The sequence below is a fragment of the Acinetobacter sp. ANC_7511 genome (assembly GCF_056779975.1).
Genome location: NZ_JBWYIY010000002.1, coordinates 110,525 through 132,929, shown reverse-complemented (window position 1 = coordinate 132,929; position 22,405 = coordinate 110,525). Strand labels below are relative to the sequence as shown.

The window sequence follows — 22,405 nt, the reverse complement described above, 5'->3', positions numbered from 1 at the left end:
GTCGATACAAGAAATAAATTTTATTAAGTTGATTATTTTCTGCTTTTTTTGCATAGTTTAAAAACTGAACAAAACTAATTGAATTAATAAAAATCAAAGGACTAGCTCAATGATTTTAGGCACTCGTAGTCAAATTAATCCGCATCAAGCGTATCGAATTAAAAAAATGCAACATGAGCTTGAACGTGTGGAGAGCTATGAAGAGTGGAGAGACATTGCCTTAAAGCTGGATGAGGAGACGGGCGCTCAGGAATGGAAGTTTGATAATACTTCACCCTATTTTGATGCTGAAATTATATCGCATCGTTTAAATCTCTTACGCCGTTACAAGCTGAATCATCGTGTGTTTGATCTTATCTATATTTTGCGAGAAGGCTTGAGTCATGATGTCGCCAATATTGGTCATCCTATGCTGTTCACACAAACATATATTGGCACTAAAAAACTTATTGAGGACTATATCGAAGAGGTTTCACAGAGTTTAATTTATATCGCTTCGGATGAATGTTCAGGTTTGACACATCAAGAAAAATTTGATTTTTTTAAAAATTGTCAACTGACCTATGGTCAACCAGCAATGATGTTTTCGGGTGGGGCCTCATTAGGTTTGTTTCATACAGGCGTGTGTAAGGCGCTGATGGAACAAGATTTGATGCCGAAAGTTTTATCAGGTTCGAGTGCTGGTGCGTTAATGACGGCGATGTTAGGCGTTTCTGATCAAAAAGATATTGATCAGCTGCTGACAGGAGAGAGCTTTTATAGCGAGGCATTCCATTTCAGAAGTTTAAAAGAGTTGCTTAGAGGAAATGGTGGTATTGCTGATGTGCGATATCTTAAGAAATTTCTAGTGGAAAATTTAGGGGACTTAACATTTCAAGAAGCGTATGAAAAGTCTGGACTTGATATTAATATCAGTGTCGCACCTTATGATGTCGCTCAGGAAGATGCTCGTATCATGAATAAATATACTGCGCCAGATTTACTGGTATGGAGTGCAGTATTGGCATCATGCGCCGTTCCTATCTTATTTCCTCCAGTTCGACTGACCAGTAAGCGTTATGATGGGGTGCATACACCATACTTGGCAAGTATTCGTTGGGTGGATGGCAGTGTAAGAAGTGATTTCCCACAAGAGAAAATGGCTCGCCTCTACAATATTAATTACACCATTGCCAGTCAGGTGAATCCACATATTGTGCCATTCATGCAAAGTGATGCGGAGCGTTTTAGAACAGATCTGCTCAGCTGGCCGCAACGTTTAGTGCGTAAACATGGTAAAACGATTGCGATGGATGTCATGAATTTCACTCGTGACCGAATGGGCAGTGTGCCGACGATTAGACGACTATTGGATCACGGTTATGGTATTGTTGATCAGCGTTATTATGGTGATTTAAATATTGTAGGTAATTATAGTCTGCGACATTATCATTATATGTTACAAAATCCGCGACCTCATTTGTTTAAAGTCCTTCAAAGAGAAGGGGAACGGGCAACTTGGTCAAAACTGTCCAGTATTGAAACACATGCGCGTATAGGAAAAACCATTGAACACTGTTTGGATATGCTGACGCAACTGAAACAGCAAAATGAATCTCTTGAAAAAAAATCTACAGTGGCAAACCATTCAGCCTCTGCTCAGGCAACCAGTTAATTCTGAACAAAGTCAGCAGTATGGTCGTCTAATTTATTGTATCGAAATAGACGACCAAACGTATTGGGTTAAGCGACAACAGCAGGGTATCAGTTCACAGCATGAGCAGTGGTTTGACAATGAGATAAAACACTACCAATCACTCAGTACTCGCTCTTCAAAGATCTTAGTGCCGTTTGAGATCGTGTATGACGAAAACAGAAGATTCAATACACGTATATCAAAACATGATTCTTCATCATTGATTCTGATAGAAAATGCGGCGCCGTTATTTGAAGTAGAAAATTCTGTCTATATTCAAATGCAGACCTTCCCACACAATGAGTTTTCAAATGTGGTCAATTTATTATTACATAGTCTAGATGCATTACTATCGATTCATGAGCAAGGATTGGTCCATGCAGATCTCAAAAGAGAACATTTTAGAATATTGAATGGTCAACCCAAATTAATTGATTTTGAACAGATGTTTCACTTTGAGTGCCATCCTCAAGTTTCTACGCATGGAACACCGAGGTATATGGCGCCTGAGTTGTTTCATGGTGAGTCAAAATCACAAGCATCAGATATATATGCACTCGGTATTATTTGGTTAGAATGGTTAAATCAGTACTCAATCCGTAAAAAAAGCTATATAGATTGGGCAAAATGGCATTGTCAGCAATTAAAAGTTGAAATTATTAGGCCTTTTTCTGACTTAACACCAGTACTCCAGCAGATGTTGATGAAAAATAAATCACAAAGATTGGACAATATTTATCAATTAAAACAGATATTAAGCGAATTTGTTTAAAGAAAAACCAGTAAAATGGATAATTGTTTTATATTTAGTCAAACAATAAGGTTTTTCAAAAAAAGGGCTTGTCATGAGATAATGATCTCTATAATATACACAGCCATCGGGGACGTGGCGAAATTGGTAGACGCACTGGATTTAGGTTCCAGCGCCGCAAGGTGTGAGAGTTCGAGTCTCTCCGTCCCCACCAAGTAATTTACTAGGTGGAACGACCGAAGTAGGTGAAATAGAGGATTGGTGTAATGGTAGCATGACGGTCTCCAAAACCGTTCGTCAAGGTTCGAATCCTTGATCCTCTGCCAAGTTTTATGAAGCTCAGTAATATGATTGAGTATTCAAAGGGGACGTGGCGAAATTGGTAGACGCACTGGATTTAGGTTCCAGCGCCGCAAGGTGTGAGAGTTCGAGTCTCTCCGTCCCCACCATATTAAGGCAAGGTTTGATACCTTGCTTTTTTATTGCCTATATTTTTATATAAAAACAGACTGAAATATATAAATATAAAAAAATCGCCTACAAAGAGGCGATGTTAATATTTAGATGATCTATTTAGTATTCATTCCGTTGAATTAAGGTGAGATTAAGCTTTTAAGTGATCCTCGAATTCTTCACCTAATTGCATTGCAAGAGTATTTCCAGATAAGTCACATGTCACTAAACCATATTCTTTTTTAAAGCTGAAAGTGAAGCCTTGGTTATCCTTTAAATTTCGAACGGAATAACCTAATTTTTCTAACCAAATTCTGAATGCAATTAAATTTTTTGCTTTGACCACTTTCTTCATGAGACAACTCCTTTGACTAATGAAATATTAATAAGGTTAATGATGGTCTTTTTAAAGGGCTTGACCATAAATTAATGTAAATTTATTGTAATTTAATAAAAATGTATATATTTCATGCGATTGAAAGAAGAAATTTGATCAATTTTTTATGAAGTGTTGAAGTAAAGAATAGAAAATTTTATCTGAAAGGGATAAAAAAACTGAGCGAATGTCGCTCAGTAATAAACACCTGTAATTTGAATAGATAATGCTAAATTTAGAAATTATCTTTCATTTCTCGAATACGTTTAAATTCTTCAGCACTGTTGACGCGCAAGAAAGGATTGGTCTCAAGTTCAATTTCAATGGTGGAAGGTAAGGTTATTTGATTTTGATCTCGAAGTTTCTGAACTTGCTCAAATCGTTCTTGCAGTGCCTTATTCTCAGGTTCTACTTGTAAAGCGAATTGAGCATTTGAGAGCGTGTATTCATGGGTACAGTAGACTTGAGTTCTTGGAGGGAGTGCTGACAGTCGGTTAAGTGATTGATACATTTGTTCAGCCGTTCCTTCAAAAAGGCGTCCGCATCCCATTGCAAATAAGGTATCTCCGCAGAATAAACTGTCGATTTCATCTGCAAATATTGCGATATGACCTAAGGTGTGGCCAGGAACAGCGATGACGTCAAGCTTTAAGTCATTAAAATAAAATTCATCATCATGATTAAGTGGACAGCTGATAAATGGAATTTTAGATAATTCTTCGCGTGGACCATAAACTTCAATATTTTTTTCCGCGATTAACTCTGGTACACCACCAATATGGTCTTTATGCCAGTGGGTAAGCCATATTTGCTTAAGTGTTAAACCATTCGAGTCACAATAGTTGACCACCAAATTGGCTTCTGTAGGGTCTACCACTGCAATTTCTTGGGTTTCAGTATCTTCAATAATCCATATATAGTTTTGTAGTGCATTGTTAACATCAATTACGCGAACTTGATAACGCATCCTAAACGATCCTAAAGCATGTGACTTATTTGATCTCATCCTAGATCAAGCTTATCAAATTGTAAAATTCACCCAAATTTTAAACAGCGATGTATTGTAAATATTGATTTCGAATTTGATGAGGTGCATTGTTGTTAGCTTAAGATTGTCTGATCTGATGAACTAATTTCGAGTAAAAAGTAAATGATGATAAAAGTGAGATTGAGTGCTTGCATCAGCGCAGTGATGAGTTCGATTGTTCTTTTTGGTTGTATGCAGAACTCTCAAGTTGGTCAACTGCAAAAGTCTCAATTATACGAGCGTCCAAGCAGCTGTAAGGTCAATGAGACAATCGAACGTAAAGCGGTTCCTCAAACACCCAACCAAATGAGCCTTCCGAGTTTTGGGCAAGGAGTTATTGGTTGGGCAACAGGGCCAGAAGGTGCTCAAGCACGCTTAGAAAGTGTATCTAAGCAAGACATCCATCAGTTTAAAGCTCAAGGTGTTAGTTTGGAAATGATACGCGAATGGCAAGCGTTTTATAAGCATGAAGCAAAGCGTAATCCATGCAATCCAACTGCGCCGTTACGTGCGCAATTAATGGAAAAAATCGCTTCACTCTGGATGGATTGATATTAAAAAAGATCTCAGTTGAGATCTTTTTTTAAATTTACTATCGCATTTTGGCGAGTTTTTCACCTGACATTTGCACCAATTGAACTAATACTAAAAGCACAATAACGGTGAGTATAACGACACTGGTATCAAAGCGTTGATAACCATAGGAGATCGCAAGATCACCAATGCCACCTGCACCGACAGCGCCAGCCATGGCTGTTGCACCAATTAAGCTGATTGCAGCTGTAGTTAAATTGAGAATGAGAGAGCTACGTGCCTCAGGCAGAATAAATTTGAAAATAATTTGCAGGGGTGTTGCGCCCATAGCTTGCGCTGACTCCACGATACCTTCATTGACTTCAAGGAGTGAAGTTTCAACCAGACGACCAATATAAGGTCCTACATAAATGGTTAAAGGAACAATAGCTGCCCATGTCCCAATAGAAGTACCCACAATCATTTTTGTCAGTGGAATAACCGCGATCAGGAGGATAATAAACGGGAGGGAACGTAATGCATTCACAATAGGGTTTAATCCATAGTAAATCACACGATTGGCTAAAATCCCGTTTGGTCGTGTAACAAGTAGGGTTATCCCTTGAATTAAACCCCAAATCGTACCGAATAGCATTGCAAAGAAAACCATATGAAAAGTTTCTTGCAGGGCTGTCACAAATTGATCAATTGAAAGTGAGCTTTTCCAAAAAGGTTCAGTAATTTCTGTTAGCCATTGAACAATCATATCTCTCATGCACGTACTCCTGATTGCTCAACTTTAACGCCATGTTGTTGGAAAAAGCTGATGGTTTCTTGAATAATGTCTGGATCACCCAGTAATTGCACAAACATTTGTCCAATCACAGCGCCATTAATTTCGGTCATGTTGGCAAATAAAATATTGAGACTAATATCAAATCGTTTGATGGCAGCTTGTACAACAGTTTCTTGTGCTGAAGTACCTAAGAACTGCAAGCTATAAATACTGTGGTGATTTTGATTTTCTAAGTTATTTAAAATATTGATAGGTAACTGCTGCTGTAAAACAGTTTGAATAAATGTTTTGGTCGTCGGGTGTTGAGGTTGACTAAAGATATCGAGAGTACTGCCGTGTTCAATCACTTTGCCTTGCTCCATAACTGCAACAAAGTCGCAAATCGACTCAATAACATCCATTTCATGCGTAACCATAACAATGGTGATTCCTTGCTCTTGATTAATTTTTTTCAAAAGGGCAAGTACAGACTTTGTCGTTTGAGGATCAAGCGCTGATGTTGCTTCGTCACAGAGTAGAATTTTTGGATGATTGGCAAGTGCCCGAGCGATACCTACACGCTGTTTTTGACCACCAGAAAGCTCATCTGGAAAAGCATCGCGTTTATGTTTTAAATCGATAAACTCAAGTAGCTCATCTAAGCGTTTTAGACGCTCAGCTTTACTCCAGCCAAGGAGTTTCATTGGCATTTCAATATTGGCTGCAACGGTTTTGGTTTGTAGTAAATTGAAATGCTGGAAAATCATACCAATATTGGCGCGTTCTTGACGTAATTTTGAAGCGCTCAAAGCAGTGAAATCTTGACCGTGGATGATCATTTGACCTTGATTGGGTCTTTCTAGTAAATTGATCAAACGGATCAGTGTACTTTTACCTGCACCACTATAGCCTATAATTCCGAAGATACTTCCATCTGGAATCGTCAGATTAATATTGTCTAAGGCGTGAATAGTTTGGCCTTTAAGCTGATAATGTTTACTAATATTTTTAAATTCAATCATAACGTCAAGAACTATTAAAAATGAAAAACAGGCAAATTAAATTTGCCTGTTAAAAATACAGAAGTCTAGAGTTATTGAGCTTCTGTGAGATATGTCGTTGGTTTATCAACATTAACTTTAGTGCCACCAAAGTTCTCTTTCACATATTGCTTAACCGCATCTGTATGATATAGCTGACCTACCTTTTGCAATACAGGATCATTCTGACGGCCTTCAGCTACAGCCAGTACATTCACATTCATTTTTGTACTTTGATCGATTGGCTCGTAGTAGATCGCATCTTTTAATACGTTCAAACCACCTTCCATTGCTAAGGTGTTGCCTAATACAATGGCATCCACTTCATCTTTCACACGTACCGCAGTTGCCATTTGAATCGGTTTGATGGTGATTTGTTTAGGATTCTCAGTTACATCAGAAGTAGTGCCTTTGACATTGTCAAATTGAGGTTTTAACTTTACTAAACCAGCAGATTGCAATAATAAAAGGGCACGTGATTCATTAGCACCATCGTTTGGAATTGCAATGGTCGAACCTGTTTTGAAATCATTTAAATTTTTAACTTTGCTTGAGTAAATCCCCATTGGCTCAAGATAAGTCGTAGATAATGGCGCAATTTTTTGAGTATTGGCATCATTGTATGCAACCATATACGCATATGATTGGAAGGCATTGATATCAATCTCTTTATTGGCTACCGCAGTGTTCATTGAAACATAATCAGTAAAGTTTTTAACATCTAACTTTAAACCTGCAGCTTCAGTTTCTGGCAATTTTGCAATGAACTTCCAGATATCTGCATCTGAACCTGTAGAAGCGATTGTAATGGTTTGAACTGAATCTTTATTCGTGTTGTTTGCAGCGGTTTCTGGAGCATCTTGTTTTGAGCATCCAGCGATACCCACTGATAGGCCCAAAACTAAACCAAGAATTTTCTTCATGATATTTCCTGAGTATGTTGAAACGATCTTCAACTTACATATGCAGTGAGGTGAATAGTGAAATGAACTGTCCTTGTTTCAAGAGCACTTCAAGCTATTCATCTGTTAGAGATAATTCGGTATTTAGCTATCAATTATTTAAGCATTGATAACAAAAAAGTTGGTTGATGATAACAATTTTTTTTTATTCAATATAGTGATGTTAATGAACTAGCTTAGCATAAAGCGTCATATACAATTTATGAGAATGTATAAATAAACTTTAAATATCATACTTATAATTTGAGTGTTTAAAATTAGAAAGACCCGTTATCAGCCGAACACCTTATAATGATTTAATATATCAATATGAAAAATATGGATTTAATTTAATTTAGAAATTTGCTTGGTAAGATCATTATTGTATTTCTGCCGATATTGGCTAGGGGGCATACCAAACCAACGCTTGAATGCTCGTCTGAAATTTGAGGCATCGTGATAATTAAGAAGCATACCAATTGTTTCAATCGTGAGTTGCGTATGCTCAAGAAAATAAGCACTTTGCTGTGCAAGCACCTGATCTTTGACCTCTTTAAAGGTTAAACCTTCTTTTTCTAAATGACGAGCTAAGGTTCGTTTGCTCATGAATAATGAAGCGGCAATCTCAGATTCATTTTTGGGATCTGATAAATGCTCAATCAGTATTTTTTTTACACGAAATTGGTAAGTATTTTGGGGTGTAAGAAGATCCTTAAGTACATTTTCACATTGTTTTTTTGCAATGAGATAGTTCTCCTGACTTGCTGAAGCATTCGGGATTTTACACACAGATAAAGGTATCTGAATGCCATCAAAAGATTGTGAAAATGCGAAATCACATTGAAAAATTTTTGTATAAGCAGCATGGTAAACAGGTTTAGGATAGCTAAAAAGCAACTTCGCCTCAGTTAATGGCTTACCTAAAATAAATTCAGCACACTCTTTAAATACCACCATGCAAGACTCGATCATGCTTTGATATACAAGGGTGGAGCAATCGATATTAAATTGAATTTTACAATTCATCTGCTGATCACGCATTTCGAGAATGACTTCTGCAAATCCAATCCGAGTAGGTAGATAATGTTGAATCGCTTCAAGTGCAGCATAAAGGTTTGGGCAACTGTGCATCAAAAAGCCCATTGCGCCATGAGTCGTTGGTTTAAGGCGATGTCCAAGTTCTAAACCGAAGTCGGGAACATCTGCCATGTTCAATGCATTGTCAAATATACGAATAAAATCAGATGCTGAAATCCGGGAATCTTCCTGTTGAATAAATTCAGCAGTCAGACATGTGCCATTCAATAAAGTTGGGAATACACGCAGCCCACCTCCCAATTGTTGCGCAATAATTCTGACATATGCGCAGGGAATCAATGCCCGAATTGCATTATCGTCCTGATTGCTATGTTCTATTCCTTTAGACATCATACTCAAGTCCAGATAGCGTGATATTGATCTTTCTTAAATCTAGCCTCATTAGAGCTGCTAATTTGAATTAAAAGAATGTCAAAAAATGACTTATTAATGTCAAAAAATGACCTGATTCTGTATTTTTTAAATTCTATGCTCAAACACAGATCATCAGCTTAATGGAATAAAGGCTGAATATAAATTTAAAGATGAGATCACATAGGACACATTGTCATGAATAATTTAGTCAAAAAAATGAATGCTGTTCGAGTAGATTTGGTGAATTTTAGCGCTCGCTATATTCCCTTAGAAAATCACATCAAAGCTGCCCATGTATACCATAAATTAAAAAGTAGCCTATTTAAGAATCCTGATTTTGATCAAATTGAAGAAATTCAACTTCCAGATCCAAATGTTTGCCCCTTACAAGAGCTTGATGTCAGTAGCCCTTTTTTATACAAGCAAGGTGTATGGAAGGATACTTTTAAGCGATTACGGAAAGATGCGCCGATACATTATCAATCAAACAGTTTATTTGGTCCTTTTTGGTCGATAACACAGTACGAAGATGTCATGTACGTTGATAAAAATCATCAGCTCTTCTCTTCAGAACCGATCATTATGTTGGGTGAGCAACCGCAAGGTTTAGAGCTTGAAATGTTTATTGCGATGGATCCACCGAAGCATGATATTCAGCGTAAAGCTGTGCAGGGGGTTTTTGTACCTAAAAACTTAAAAGACATGGAAAGCTTGATTCGGACACGTACCCAAGACGTACTTGATCACTTGCCTTTAAATGAAGCTTGCGACTTTGTAGATCGAGTTTCAATTGAGCTGACCTCAAGAATGTTGGCAACATTGCTAGATTTCCCTTACGAAGAACGCCGTAAATTGGTCTATTGGTCTGAAATTGCATCTTCATCCCCAGGTACGACAGGCGGCACGATGACCATTGAAAATACTTTTGATGGTCTAAAAGAGATGGTGAGAGATTTGTCACAACTTTGGCATGATAAGGCTGCACGTATAGAAGCAGGTGAGGCTTCAAGCTTTGACTTGATGAGTATGCTTATTCGGAGTGATGAAACAAAGGATCTGATTCAGCGGCCATTAGAGTTTCTGGGGAATTTGGCATTATTAATCGTAGGCGGGAATGATACGACTCGTAACTCGATGTCGGGCGGGGTTTATGCAATGCATTTGTTCCCTCAGGAATTAGACAAGCTGAAGAATAATCCTGATCTGTTGCCTAATATGGTTAGTGAGATTATTCGTTGGCAGACACCATTGGCGTATATGCGCCGTGTAGCGACTCAAGATCTAATTTATAAAGGTCAGTATATCCGCAAAGGTGACAAAGTTGTTATGTGGTATGCGTCTGCTAACCGTGATGAAACTGTGTTTGAAAAAGCGGATGAATTTCGTATTGATCGTGAAAATGTGAAAAAACATCTATCATTTGGTTATGGAATTCATCGCTGTATGGGTAGTCGTTTGGCTGAGATGCAATTGACTATTCTTTGGGAGGAGATTCTCAAACGTTATGACAGAATTGAAGTGCTTGAAACACCTGAAATTGTTCAGTCTAATTTTGTTCGTGGATATTCTAAGATGATGGTAAAGCTGCATCCAAAGTCAGAATCTAAATAGTCCAAAATCCCTCATATTAGATGAGGGATGTTTTTATGTGCCGTGAAAAGAGATAGGATTTGATCATAAATTATAACTCAAGCAGCTATATAAATTTGGATAAATGGGGCGGTGTCAGCATCTTGCCATTGGCGGAGGATCAGGCAAGGGTTTCAATATAATTTTTCATATTGATTGATCTTTATCTTTGGACCGCTTCACTTTCTAGTAAATAAAGTTCATTGATGAGTAAAAATTCTCTTTGTAGTTGATTTAGTGATTTTTCTACTTCACTGTGTGCTCTTCGATTACGATAGGCTTTAAAAGTATTCACAAATAATCTGCCAATAGCCGTAGATGACTCTTCATTTTCTGACTCCCATTTGAAGGGAGATAACTTATTTTTTTTTACGTCTGAACAGAATGCATCTTCCATTAGTGAGCTAGAGAATTTTTGCGAATTTATTTTTTCTCGAATAATATCTTCTAATCGAGTATACGCAGTCATTATTGATGCATCAGCATCTAATTTAAACTTAAAAGCTAAATCTATAATTCTCTTGTCAATTAAATTTAATGGCAATTCGCTAGGATAATAGTCATTTATTTTTAAAGGTTCATTAAGCATAAAATCTAAATTGCTAATGTAATCATAAATTGTGTTAGTCCGTCTATAAGAACTATTTAAGAAAGACTCTACGTCACTATCACTTAACGCATTTTGCCTAATGATTTCAAATTCTTTAGTTGATATAAGCAGCTCTTTGATTTCAATTTTATGCCTTTGCAATAGTTTTAAAGCTTTAACAAAACCTTTATAACCTTCTGAGATATAATCTGATCTAAAGCCATATCTAATGAGATAAACAGTTCGATAACCTTTAATTAAAAAACAATGATTGTGATCATTAGTTAAAACAAGTGCTCGTTCAACTTGTTCTTCAAATTGTAGAACTAAGGCAATTGCTTCAATGCAATCTTGCGTATGAGGTGTCCCTAAATATTGTATTTCTTCAGATGGTTGATTAAATAAATTAAAGCGCATTTTTATAAAGTATTTGTTTGATATTTAATTGAATATATCAAAAAACCCCGCACTTAGCGGGGTTTTTATTAATCTAAATTAATATTAAGAATTTTCACGAGCAATCGCACGGTAGCCAATATCTTTACGGTATTGAACGCCATCGAAAGTCACTTTTTGGCAAAGTTCCAACGCTTTTGCTTGTGCTTTACCAATGGTATTACCAAGAGCAGTCACGCAAAGTACACGACCACCAGCAGTTACGATGTCACCATTCTCATTGGCTTTCGTACCTGCATGGAACACTTTCGCATCTGCCATTTCCGTATCTAAACCTGAAATTACATCGCCATTGCTTGATGTTTCAGGATAGCCTTTCGAGGCAAGCACGATACCGACAGTTTTACGCTCATCCCATTCAGCTTCTGCAGGAAGTTTACCTTCAATACCTGCTTCAACTAAATCAACTAAAGATGATTTCAAACGCATCATGATCGGTTGAGTTTCAGGGTCACCAAAACGACAGTTAAACTCGATTACTTTAGGCAGACCTTGTTCATCAATCATCAAACCTGCGTATAAGAAACCTGTATAAACGTGACCGTCTTTTTTCATACCTTCAACGGTAGGACGCATCACTTCATTCATGGTTTTTTCAAAAACTTCAGCCGTTACAACAGGAGCAGGAGAGTAAGCACCCATACCACCAGTGTTAGGACCTTGATCACCTTCAAAGATACGTTTGTGATCTTGTGAAGTTGCCATAGGTAAAATGTTGTCGCCATCAATCATACAAATGAAAGATGCTTCTTCACCTGCCAAGAACTCTTCAATGACAACGCGTGAACCTGCATCACCAAATTTGTTGCCTGCAAGCATGTCATCAATCGCATCAAATGCTTCTTGATTGGTCATCGCAACAATTACGCCTTTACCCGCAGCAAGACCATCTGCCTTGATTACGATCGGTGCACCATTTTTCTCAACAAATGCCTTAGCAGCATCGACTTCCGTAAACACGTCATAGAAAGCCGTTGGGATGTTGTGACGTTTCAAGAAGTGCTTGGCAAATGCTTTAGAGCCTTCTAATTGCGCTGCAAATTGGGTAGGACCCCATATTTTCACACCTGCCGCGCGACAAGCATCGACTACACCATTTACAAGCGGTGCTTCAGGACCGACAACAATCAGATCCACGGCATTATTTTTTGCAAAGTCGATAATGGCAGGGTTGTCTAAAATGTTAAGTGCTACATTTTCACATTTTGGTTCAGTTGCTGTGCCCGCATTACCCGGTGCAACAAAAACTTTAGTTACTTTTTCATCTTGAGCGATTTTCCATGCTAACGCATGTTCACGACCGCCATTACCCAAAACTAAAATATTCATCGGTTCATACTCCATGAATCGAAAATGACATAAAGTCCTCAACTAAATGAATAGAAGAGGACTTTAGGCAAGATTAAAAATCTCTTATCAGTGTTATAGGTGACTTATGAGAAGTCATCATGACACGAACCATTAATTAATGACGGAAATGACGCATGCCAGTGAACACCATTGCAATACCTGCTTCGTCAGCAGCAGCAATCGTTTCTTCATCACGCATTGAACCACCCGGTTGGATGATACATTTGATACCTGCTTTAGCGGCGTTATCAATACCATCACGGAATGGGAAGAATGCGTCAGATGCCATTACTGCACCTTCAACGACTAAGCCTGCATGTTCAGCTTTGATCGCAGCAATACGAGCAGAGTTTACGCGGCTCATTTGACCTGCACCCACACCAATCGTTTGACGGTTTTTAGCATACACAATCGCGTTTGATTTAACGTATTTCGCAACTTTCCAAGCAAAGATCATGTCATCAATTTCTTGTTCAGTTGGGGCACGTTTCGTCACAACTTTAAGATCATCTTTAGTAATCATACCTAAGTCTTGATCTTGAACAAGTAAACCACCGTTTACACGTTTGTAGTCCATTTGTGGAGCACGTTCGTCAATTGCTGGTAATTCGCCACATACAAGTACACGTACGTTTTTCTTCGCACCAGTCACTTCTAATACGCCTTCAGCAACGCTTGGTGCAATGATCACTTCAACAAATTGACGATCAACAATAGCTTGTGCAGTTGCAACGTCTAATTCACGGTTGAATGCAATGATGCCACCGAATGCAGATTCTGGGTCAGTTGCATAAGCTAAATCATATGCAGCTTTAATGCCGTCTAAAGAGACTGCAACGCCACATGGGTTTGCGTGTTTTACGATTACACATGCAGGTTTTGCAAATGATTTAACACATTCAAGTGCTGCATCAGTATCGGCAATGTTGTTATAAGATAATTCTTTACCTTGCAACTGTTTAGCAGTAGAAACAGAAGCTTCAGTTGCAGCAGGGTCAACATAGAATGCAGCAGATTGATGTGGGTTTTCACCGTAACGTAAATCTTGAGCTTTATTTAATTGCGTATTGAATGTACGTGCAAATTTATCAGCTTGACCGTCTTCTTTACCAACGCGAGCGCCTAAGTAAGATGCGATCATACCGTCGTACTGAGCAGTATGTTCAAATGCTTTAACTGCTAAGTCAAAACGAGTTGCATAAGAAAGTGAGCCTTCAGCTTTAAGCTCAGCAACTACAGTCGCATAGTCAGATGCATTTACAACGATACCTACAGACGCATGGTTTTTCGCAGCAGCACGAACCATCGTTGGACCACCGATGTCGATATTTTCAATCGCATCAGCAAGTGAGCAGTTAGGTTTTGCAACAGTTGCAGCAAATGGATAAAGGTTTACCACAACTAAATCGATCGCATCGATGTTGTGTTCAGCCATCACAGCTTCATCTAGACCACGACGAGCCAAGATACCACCGTGGATTTTCGGATGAAGTGTTTTTACACGTCCGTCCATCATCTCTGGGAAACCAGTGTGCTCTGAAACTTCGACTACAGCAATATTGTTGTCACGTAACAACTTATAAGTACCGCCAGTAGATAAAATTTCTACCCCTAGAGCAACAAGGTCTTGGGCAAATTCAACAATGCCTGTTTTATCAGAAACAGAGATTAATGCGCGTTTAATAGTCATGATTTAGTCACAGTTATCAAGAATTAAAACAAAAAAGCTAAATAGCAGGTAAAAAAAATGCCCGCGGAAGCCGCAAGCATTTTATCATTTATTCACTCATTAAACCGTGAGCTTTCAACTTTTTACGTAAAGTACCACGGTTAAGGCCTAGAATCTCAGCAGCGCGAGTCTGGTTGCCACGTGTATATTCTAACACTACAGATAAAAGAGGTTTCTCCATTTCTGCTAAAACCATGTCATAAACTTGAGATGGTTGCTCGCCTTGCAATTGTGCAAAATAATGGCGAACTGCGCGATCTACGTGAATACGAAGAGCGACATCAGATTGTGCAGTAAAAATAGGAGATTTGCTATTCATGCGAGTTAATCCGAGAATCAATAATCACTTAGGGTAAAAGTGATTTTGTGGTCAAAATAAAAAAACGAGCTCCGTTTTAGGTCCTAAAACGGTCGACTCTAAAACAAGAACAATTAGCTTGCCACAACTAGAGCAATTGAGTGAAAAATAAGCGTAACAATAGTTTAATATTTGTTACGGTTCCACATAAAACAAAAAACATCCCTGATGCGCTGAATAAAAAAATTAAGCACATGAACAGAACTGTATTTATTTTGAGAAATTGCGAGGAGTTTGCGGTACAAAGCTTTCGTGGCGCGTATCATACCATTGTCTATGAAAAAGTGAGCAAGAAAACTACATTTTTTTTAATTTTTTTATCGTTTTTTTTGATCTTATGGTCGTATAACTTCCAATTTATAATTGTCAAACTCAGATTGGGAAAAATTTATACTAAATTTGAAACCAAATGGACTGTCTTGAGGAATTCGTGTAATTCCATGCAAACTTTCTACTAAATATTCATTGGGTGCTTTAATAGAGGATGAAATCAGCTTCCCTTGTTGATAAATGCTTATTTTCAACAGAGGCAGTTTTAACCCTTTGCTATATTGGTTCACCAAGTGACCTGAAAAAACAGTAGATATCGCTGATGTTGACTCAATATTGAGGTCTTGTACTTTTATATGGGTATAGCGTTCATCGAGCGTGTCACAATTAAATAAATTACATGCTGATATAAATGCCTGATTTAGCGCAGGTGAGCGTTGCAATACATTTGGGTTAAACCATAAAAATTGAAAAACCAGTAATAACGCTAAAATTGTATTTACGATCGCCCATGTCGCAATATAAAGCCTAGTTCTTGGTTTCGATTGGCTATTGGCATGGATTGATGATGAAAGATTTAAAGAAGGGTAGTTGGTAATCGGATCATGATTGAAAGTATTTAAGTTATTTAAATAGGTACGCAAGTTTATGTTTGAATTTGCAACTTTACGATCGAAAATATCCAATAGGTGTTGTTCTTGTTTGGGTTCAATCACATCTTCAGATGGTGCTGTACTGTCTTGGACTTCTGTGATTAAAGGTTCAATCACTTTCGGTTGAGGATTGAATAGATGTAGAAGCGCATTAAACTCAGCAGAACATTTAGGACAACAAACCATACCCTCGGCAACAGTTAACTGGGTGACTGATACCTTGTAAATTGTGGAGCAATTTGGGCAGCGGGTTTGTTTATCACTCATATCTTAAATTAAGCTCTACTTATTTATGGCGTTTCCCAGAAAGACGGTACCAATTTTCATCACGCTTTTCTTTGTCTAATATATCAAAAAATTCAGCATAAACACGAGAAACATCATCAACTTGCTCTTCAATAATACCGGCTAGTGCGAATTCACCCTCAGGTTGAATGAGTGTTGAAAACTCCTCAGCAAGTGCCATCAGTGGGCCAGCAAGAATATTTGCGACAAATACATCTGCCTTTTCCTCACCGAGTGCTTGATTAAATTCTTCAGGTAGGCCGACATATAAATTTTCGAGCACGCCATTTAATTCAGCATTTTGTTGTGTAGCGAGTACAGCTTGAGGATCAATATCCGTCGCATATACTTTTTTTGCACCAAGCAATAGGGCAGCAACACCTAGAATGCCAGAACCACAGCCGTAATCGATGACGATTTTGTCTTTTACATCGGTTTTACCTAACCATTGTAGGCAGAGGAATGTTGAAGCATGATTACCCGTACCAAAAGCTAAGCCTGGATCTAATTTAATATTGACCGCATCCGCTTCAGGTGCTTCCATCCATTCAGGAACGATCCAATATTTTTCACCAATTTGAATTGGCTCATATGCATCCATCCAAGTGCGTTCCCACTCTTGATCTTCGATAAACTCAGAACGTAAAGGCGCTTCAGGCATCTGGTCTTTAATGAAAGTTTCTAGTGCGACGACATCGATTTCTTCATCATCTTCTTGAGCGTAAATACCCGTTACGATGACTTTGTTCCAAAGTGGAGTCTCACCTGGAAGTGGTTCTAATAACGCTTGATCCTCTGCATCATCTAGCGTCACACTGACTGCACCAAGAGATAATAATAATGTTTCAGTAAAATCAACTTGTGCTTGATCGACAGTAATATGGATTTGTAACCACTTCACAGTAAAAAAACCTAAATATGCAATACGAGAGTTAGCATTGTACTGTATTCGCTTTAAGAATGCAGATAAAACCTGAAGCATAAATAAAGGCACGATTACAGTGCCTTTAAGATGAGTTGGTTAACTCAACTAATATCAGTTAATTTATGAGTGGTTTCGAGTTAACTCAGCCGGATGGTCTAATGGTGCAAAACGATTCAGCAACATGCCGAAAATAGCAGCGAAGATATACATAAAGATTGAATAAACAGCTGCTGGCATCGCAATTTCGCTGCTATTCATTATCGTGATTGCAATCGCCATGGCCAAAGTACTGTTATGGATACCAATTTCAAAAGCACACGCTCTTGCTTGAAAGCTCGGTACACCAAAGAAGCGTGGTAGAAAATAACCAACGCTAAGACTTGCGATACAAAATAACGCTGTTGCCAAACCAATTTGAGCAAGATAATTCATAATGTTGGTACGTTCAGAAAGTACTGCACCGACAATAATTAACACTAAGAATACAACGGCAAAAATACGCACTGGTTTTTCTAGTTTAGTTGCAACATTTGGAAATTTGTAGCGCACAAACATACCGAGGGCAACTGGAATAAGAATAATGGCGAACACTTGTAAAATTTTACTAAATTGTAGACCAATTTGAGTTGAATCCTGAATGAAATGTGTGATTGCAAAATTCACGATAAGCGGCAAGGTCACTGCAGCAATAATGGCATTAATCGCAGTCAAGGTGATGTTGAGCGCAACATCACCTTTGTATAAATAGCTAAACAGATTGGCTGTCGCACCCCCTGGTGAGGCAGCAAGCAACACTAAGCCGACAGCCAAGTAAGGCGAAAGATTGAGTATTTTACATAAAATAAATGCAACGCCAACCAAAATGACGAGTTGGGAAAATAATGCGATGAGCACTGCTTTAGGGTGTTTACGAACGCGTAGAAAATCTTGAACAGTGAGTTCAAGTCCTAAACCCGCCATCACAATTGCAAGTGCTAAAGGTAAAAAAATCGTAAGGATCCCTGTGTCCATAAATTCATCCTGAATTTTGTTGTGTTATTTGTAAATAGATCGTTATTTTTAATTTGGTTTTATCGTTATCAATAAATAAAAGCAACCAATTTTTCAATTGGTTGCATAAATGGTCAAATTTAAAAAATTGGGTTAAGACGCTTTTGGCATCGGTGGCGCATATCCGAGTGCACATTTGCCTTTATATTCTTGACCTTCAATATTCACGGAAACACTCGCTGCATCAGACTTACAAGCTGAATTAAGCTGCTCTTCATTTCCTTTTAAATCTTTACTTTGGGTTGGGAAAAATTGAGTTTGGCAAGTACCATTCCAAATGATTCCTTTATACGGGAAACTGACAGCATCGCCTTCGCTTTTACCCTTACATACACTTTGGAATTGTTTGGCATTATAGGCATTATCAACTTTGTCATTCGCAATACTCATACTACTTACGCTTAGACCCAAACAACATAACATTGACATCGTAAATAACTGGACTTTCATGTTCGTATACTCTTGTTAAAAAATATGACTTGAATATGTTGAAAAAATAGTCGAATCAATGGAAGGGCAATGCTGTAAATAAATTTTCTAAATTGTTAAAAAATCACTTAAATCTGCAAAATTTATAAATTTTTATATCAAAATGGTTTATATTATTGGACTTCAAAAAAATTAGAATTAAATTGTTCTCGATTGTCTCAAGGCAAACAAAATTTGCTATAATTTTCTGTCATTATTTTTATCTCCTCATATACCACTATGCAATATCCTAAAGTTTACGATGTCATTGTTATCGGTGGCGGACACGCTGGTACAGAAGCAGCGCTTGCTGCGGCACGTATGGGTCGACAGACTTTACTCTTAACTCATAATATTGAGACTTTAGGGCAGATGAGCTGTAACCCAGCGATTGGTGGTATTGGTAAATCACACCTTGTTCGCGAAATTGATGCCTTAGGTGGTGCGATGGCACTCGCTGCAGACAAGGGTGGTATTCAGTTCCGTATTCTGAACTCACGTAAAGGTGCTGCAGTTCGTGCAACGCGTGCGCAGGCTGACCGTGTACGTTATAAAGCGGCTATTCGCGAAACATTAGAAAACCAAGCCAATCTTGATATTTTCCAACAAGCAGCAGATGATCTCATTGTTGACGGCGATACCGTTAAAGGTGTGGTAACACAAATGGGGATTCGCTTTGATGCGAAAACAGTCGTGTTAACCGCTGGTACATTCTTGGGTGGCGTGATTCATGTTGGTCTTGAGAAATCAAGCGGCGGTCGTGCAGGTGATCCACCTTCAATTTCTTTAGCGCACCGTTTACGTGAGCTTCAATTGCCAGTAGGTCGTTTAAAAACAGGTACGCCACCACGTATTGATGCACGTTCTGTAGATTTCTCTGTGATGACACCACAGCCAGGTGATTTCCCATCCCCAACGATGTCATTTATGGGTGATGCATCTATGCACCCAGAGCAAGTCAACTGCTATATCACGCATACCAACGAAAAAACTCATGATATTATTCGTGGCGGCCTAGACCGTTCACCGATGTATACTGGTGTGATTGAAGGTGTAGGACCACGTTACTGTCCGTCAATCGAAGATAAAATTCATAAATTTGCCGATAAAGATTCTCACCAAGTATTCTTAGAGCCTGAAGGCCTAGATACACATGAACTTTATCCAAATGGTATTTCTACATCTTTACCGTTTGATGTCCAGTTTGAATTAGTACGCTCAATCCGTGGTATGGAAAATGCGCATATCCTGCGCCCGGGTTATGCCATTGAGTATGATTATTTCAACCCACAAGCTTTGAAATTCACTTTAGAGACTAAAGCGATTAATAACTTGTACTTTGCGGGTCAAATTAACGGTACGACAGGTTATGAAGAAGCCGGTGCACAGGGTTTACTTGCAGGTTTGAATGCTGCACGTCGTGCGTGGGATCAAGAACAATGGACACCGAAGCGTGATGAAGCGTACATGGGTGTATTGGTCGATGACTTAATCACTTTAGGTACGAAAGAACCTTACCGTATGTTTACCTCACGTGCGGAATACCGTTTGATGCTTCGTGAAGATAATGCAGACCAACGTTTGACACCAATCGGGCGTGAAATGGGTCTTGTGGATGACGAGCGTTGGGCAGCGTACTGCGAAAAAATGGAAGCGGTTGAGCGTGAAACAGGTCGTTTACAACATCTTTGGGCTGCACCTAACAATCCAATGGGTAAAAAATTCATTGAAATGACAGGTGCGGATCTTTCTAAAGAATGTTCTGCGATTGATTTGTTGAAACGTCCGAACATTACTTTTGCTCAAATTGCGGAACTCACTGGTTCTGATGTTGCTGCTCAAGTGGGTGACCAAATTGAGATTGCAGTTAAATATGAGGGTTATATCAACCGTCAGCATCAGGATGTAGCGCAAATGAAGCGCTTAGAAGAGACTAAGATTCCAGCTGATTTTAATTATGACGTGGTATCTGGTTTATCTCGTGAAATTACTTTGAAACTCAAAGAAGTTCGTCCTGAAACTCTTGCTCAAGCAAGTCGTATTCCGGGCGTAACACCTGCTGCTGTTCAATTGGTGATGATTACGATTCGTAAGAAAGCACAAACTAAAAAATCTGCTTAAGCCTGTTGCAGTCCAAAAAACCCGCTTGATGCGGGTTTTTTTGATCCTCATATAACGATTTATCCATAAATAAGATAAATAATTTATTATTTACGTTTAACAAGAATAGAGATTAATAAAGAAATTATGATTATTTCTCAATCCAAGTTGATGTCGTTATATTGATTCTACGTTCACAACAAAGAGGAAAGGCCATGACGATGAAGCGTATTCGTTATAATGGTTATGAAATTGCATGCTGCACGATGTAAATCATAATCCAACGACATTGAAAAGTGTACGTGGGCTAAAGGGGAGTTTAGTTCACGTATTTAAACTCAACACAATCAGAAACCAGCGCAATACTGAAAATATGATAATAAAAAATCTTCAGAGCCAATTTGGCTCTTTTTTAATTTTCAATTTCATGAACGGCGTTAAATACATCGAGCGGTTCAATACGAATGATTTTTTTGCCGAAGCTTCTGAGCCACCAAACCAATTGTGAAGTAAATGGCACATTAGCCACCACTTTAAAGAGATCATCGGATACTTGTGTGATGGATTGATCTTTACTGAGTTGGCTTTCGGAAAAGTAAAGTGCATCAGCTTTATTCATAAAGAGTTCGAGTTGAACGAGCTCAGTGGGTTTATTGAAATCAACTCTGAAGCCAAGCGCACCAGATTCAATGTAAGCATCAATATCAAAGTCAACAGGGTGTAAGGCGCGTTGTTCTAGAACTTTTGCAGATTTAAAACGATGTAAAGCAAAAGTTTGAACTTCTGATTTGTCATGTCGAGTACAAATCAAATAAATGATCGAGCCCTTTTGAACCAGTGCAAGCGGGTTTAAGGTATAACCACGTTCTTCACTTTCAGGTCCACGCGCACGATATATACATTCAATCTGTTTATCTTGTAATAGACCTTCGTAAATAGCTTGCTGCGCATGTTTCTCTACAACAGGAGGGATCAAGGGCTGGCTTGCTGGGACAATACGAACTCGGTTAATCCACTGACGTACATTGTTTTGTGTAGATAAGCTGCGTTTTGCAAGCTCGAACCAAGGGTTCATTTCCTCAATTAAGCTTGGAGGAAGCAAATGCTTCAAATGCTCTTCAACCATCATGAAGGTGACGGCTTGTGAGCTGGTCATATGCGGCAAGCTTTGAATTGGGGCATCTGATCGCCAACGCCAACCTTGTGGTACAGTTTTATTACTCTCAATAGGAAATCTTTGAGAAATTTGATTTAAATCACGTTGAATGGTTCTTAAACTGATTTCAATACCTTCTCTTTGCAGGGTCTCTTGCAACTCTCGTGTACCCATCCATTTGCCAGTGGTTAAACGTGAAAGAATTTGCCACTGTCGATATAAGCTATTCGATGTTTCTTTTTCTTGAGAGGACATAATCAACTAATGAATAAAGAGAAAATATTTTTCAAACACACAATAAAAAATCTTTAAGAGATAAGCAAGCATGGAAAGTGAAGCTGTTGAGTATATTTCGATACATCTTTAGGCCATTTTTCGTTGTGA

The 22,405-nt window shown here is 38.4% G+C and carries 20 protein-coding genes and 3 tRNA genes; 8 read left to right on the top strand and 15 right to left on the bottom strand.

Annotated features, from left to right (window positions below; genetic code table 11):
* Positions 1–109: 109 nt before the first annotated feature.
* The 5 genes from AC1M9L_RS02090 to AC1M9L_RS02070 all read left to right on the top strand — a co-directional run bounded on the left by AC1M9L_RS02090 (position 110) and on the right by AC1M9L_RS02070 (position 2,875).
* Positions 110–1,654, top strand: coding sequence for a DUF3336 domain-containing protein (locus tag AC1M9L_RS02090; RefSeq protein WP_481591201.1), 1,545 nt, complete (start codon positions 110–112; stop codon positions 1,652–1,654).
* Complete coding sequence (locus tag AC1M9L_RS02085) at positions 1,599–2,447, top strand: protein kinase domain-containing protein (protein WP_481591200.1); 849 nt, start codon at positions 1,599–1,601, stop codon at positions 2,445–2,447. Before AC1M9L_RS02090 ends, AC1M9L_RS02085 begins: the two co-directional genes overlap by 56 nt.
* Before the next feature lie 108 nt (positions 2,448–2,555).
* Positions 2,556–2,640: transfer RNA gene (locus tag AC1M9L_RS02080), tRNA-Leu, on the top strand.
* A 38-nt stretch (positions 2,641–2,678) separates the two neighbouring features.
* Positions 2,679–2,752, top strand: a tRNA-Trp gene (locus tag AC1M9L_RS02075).
* Positions 2,753–2,790: 38 nt separating this feature from the next.
* Positions 2,791–2,875: transfer RNA gene (locus AC1M9L_RS02070), tRNA-Leu, on the top strand.
* 155 nt (positions 2,876–3,030) lie between these two features.
* On the opposite strand, the gene AC1M9L_RS02065 is transcribed toward AC1M9L_RS02070, so the two are convergent.
* Entirely contained in the window at positions 3,031–3,234 is a 204-nt protein-coding gene (locus tag AC1M9L_RS02065; protein ID WP_035267651.1) for a hypothetical protein, read from the bottom strand.
* 256 nt (positions 3,235–3,490) lie between these two features.
* Positions 3,491–4,222, bottom strand: a complete 732-nt coding sequence (gene gloB, locus AC1M9L_RS02060) for a hydroxyacylglutathione hydrolase (protein WP_481591199.1) — start codon at positions 4,220–4,222, stop codon at positions 3,491–3,493.
* A gap of 225 nt (positions 4,223–4,447) precedes the next feature.
* Here gloB and AC1M9L_RS02055 point away from each other — a divergent pair, with 225 nt between their 5' ends.
* On the top strand, positions 4,448–4,834 hold the full coding sequence (locus tag AC1M9L_RS02055; RefSeq protein WP_481591198.1) for a DUF4951 domain-containing protein: 387 nt from the start codon (positions 4,448–4,450) through the stop codon (positions 4,832–4,834).
* A 40-nt stretch (positions 4,835–4,874) separates the two neighbouring features.
* On the opposite strand, the gene AC1M9L_RS02050 is transcribed toward AC1M9L_RS02055, so the two are convergent.
* From AC1M9L_RS02050 to AC1M9L_RS02035, 4 genes are all read right to left on the bottom strand, one after another.
* Entirely contained in the window at positions 4,875–5,570 is a 696-nt protein-coding gene (locus AC1M9L_RS02050) for a methionine ABC transporter permease (RefSeq protein ID WP_481591197.1), read from the bottom strand.
* Positions 5,567–6,592, bottom strand: coding sequence for a methionine ABC transporter ATP-binding protein (locus AC1M9L_RS02045; RefSeq protein ID WP_179998301.1), 1,026 nt, complete (start codon positions 6,590–6,592; stop codon positions 5,567–5,569). The genes AC1M9L_RS02050 and AC1M9L_RS02045 overlap by 4 nt, the downstream gene beginning before the upstream one ends.
* 71 nt (positions 6,593–6,663) lie before the next feature.
* Positions 6,664–7,533, bottom strand: a complete 870-nt coding sequence (locus AC1M9L_RS02040) for a MetQ/NlpA family ABC transporter substrate-binding protein (RefSeq protein ID WP_035267639.1) — start codon at positions 7,531–7,533, stop codon at positions 6,664–6,666.
* Between the two features lie 363 nt (positions 7,534–7,896).
* Positions 7,897–8,979: an AraC family transcriptional regulator gene (locus tag AC1M9L_RS02035; RefSeq protein ID WP_481591196.1), complete on the bottom strand. Its 1,083-nt coding sequence runs from the start codon at positions 8,977–8,979 to the stop codon at positions 7,897–7,899.
* 219 nt (positions 8,980–9,198) lie between these two features.
* On the opposite strand from AC1M9L_RS02035, the gene AC1M9L_RS02030 reads away from it, so the two are divergent.
* The gene (locus tag AC1M9L_RS02030; protein WP_481591195.1) at positions 9,199–10,614 is read left to right on the top strand and encodes a cytochrome P450; all 1,416 of its coding nucleotides are present in this window, start codon (positions 9,199–9,201) and stop codon (positions 10,612–10,614) included.
* A 181-nt stretch (positions 10,615–10,795) separates the two neighbouring features.
* On the opposite strand, the gene AC1M9L_RS02025 is transcribed toward AC1M9L_RS02030, so the two are convergent.
* The 8 genes from AC1M9L_RS02025 to AC1M9L_RS01990 form a co-directional block, all read right to left on the bottom strand.
* A complete protein-coding gene (locus tag AC1M9L_RS02025) occupies positions 10,796–11,638 on the bottom strand; it encodes a TIGR02391 family protein (RefSeq protein ID WP_051586575.1) in 843 nt (280 codons plus the stop codon).
* An 84-nt stretch (positions 11,639–11,722) separates the two neighbouring features.
* Complete coding sequence (gene purD / locus AC1M9L_RS02020) at positions 11,723–13,006, bottom strand: phosphoribosylamine--glycine ligase (protein WP_481591194.1); 1,284 nt, start codon at positions 13,004–13,006, stop codon at positions 11,723–11,725.
* A 136-nt stretch (positions 13,007–13,142) separates the two neighbouring features.
* Positions 13,143–14,717 (bottom strand): bifunctional phosphoribosylaminoimidazolecarboxamide formyltransferase/IMP cyclohydrolase, encoded by a 1,575-nt coding sequence (purH, locus tag AC1M9L_RS02015; protein WP_481591193.1) that lies wholly within the window; start codon positions 14,715–14,717, stop codon positions 13,143–13,145.
* Positions 14,718–14,805: 88 nt separating this feature from the next.
* On the bottom strand, positions 14,806–15,075 hold the full coding sequence (gene fis, locus AC1M9L_RS02010) for a DNA-binding transcriptional regulator Fis (RefSeq protein ID WP_001086304.1): 270 nt from the start codon (positions 15,073–15,075) through the stop codon (positions 14,806–14,808).
* Positions 15,076–15,449: 374 nt separating this feature from the next.
* Positions 15,450–16,304 (bottom strand): DUF3426 domain-containing protein, encoded by an 855-nt coding sequence (locus tag AC1M9L_RS02005; RefSeq protein WP_481591192.1) that lies wholly within the window; start codon positions 16,302–16,304, stop codon positions 15,450–15,452.
* Positions 16,305–16,323: 19 nt separating this feature from the next.
* Complete coding sequence (prmA, locus tag AC1M9L_RS02000) at positions 16,324–17,223, bottom strand: 50S ribosomal protein L11 methyltransferase (protein WP_481591249.1); 900 nt, start codon at positions 17,221–17,223, stop codon at positions 16,324–16,326.
* A gap of 144 nt (positions 17,224–17,367) precedes the next feature.
* On the bottom strand, positions 17,368–18,258 hold the full coding sequence (locus AC1M9L_RS01995; RefSeq protein ID WP_481591191.1) for a bile acid:sodium symporter family protein: 891 nt from the start codon (positions 18,256–18,258) through the stop codon (positions 17,368–17,370).
* Positions 18,259–18,390: 132 nt separating this feature from the next.
* Positions 18,391–18,747, bottom strand: coding sequence for a hypothetical protein (locus tag AC1M9L_RS01990; RefSeq protein WP_035267631.1), 357 nt, complete (start codon positions 18,745–18,747; stop codon positions 18,391–18,393).
* Between the two features lie 258 nt (positions 18,748–19,005).
* Between AC1M9L_RS01990 and mnmG the strand changes: the two genes are divergently transcribed.
* Entirely contained in the window at positions 19,006–20,886 is a 1,881-nt protein-coding gene (mnmG, locus tag AC1M9L_RS01985) for a tRNA uridine-5-carboxymethylaminomethyl(34) synthesis enzyme MnmG (RefSeq protein WP_481591190.1), read from the top strand.
* 391 nt (positions 20,887–21,277) lie between these two features.
* On the opposite strand, the gene AC1M9L_RS01980 is transcribed toward mnmG, so the two are convergent.
* Positions 21,278–22,276 carry a helix-turn-helix transcriptional regulator gene (locus AC1M9L_RS01980; protein ID WP_179998271.1) on the bottom strand — a complete coding sequence of 333 codons (999 nt, stop codon included), beginning with the start codon at positions 22,274–22,276 and terminating at the stop codon, positions 21,278–21,280.
* Positions 22,277–22,405 lie beyond the last annotated feature (129 nt).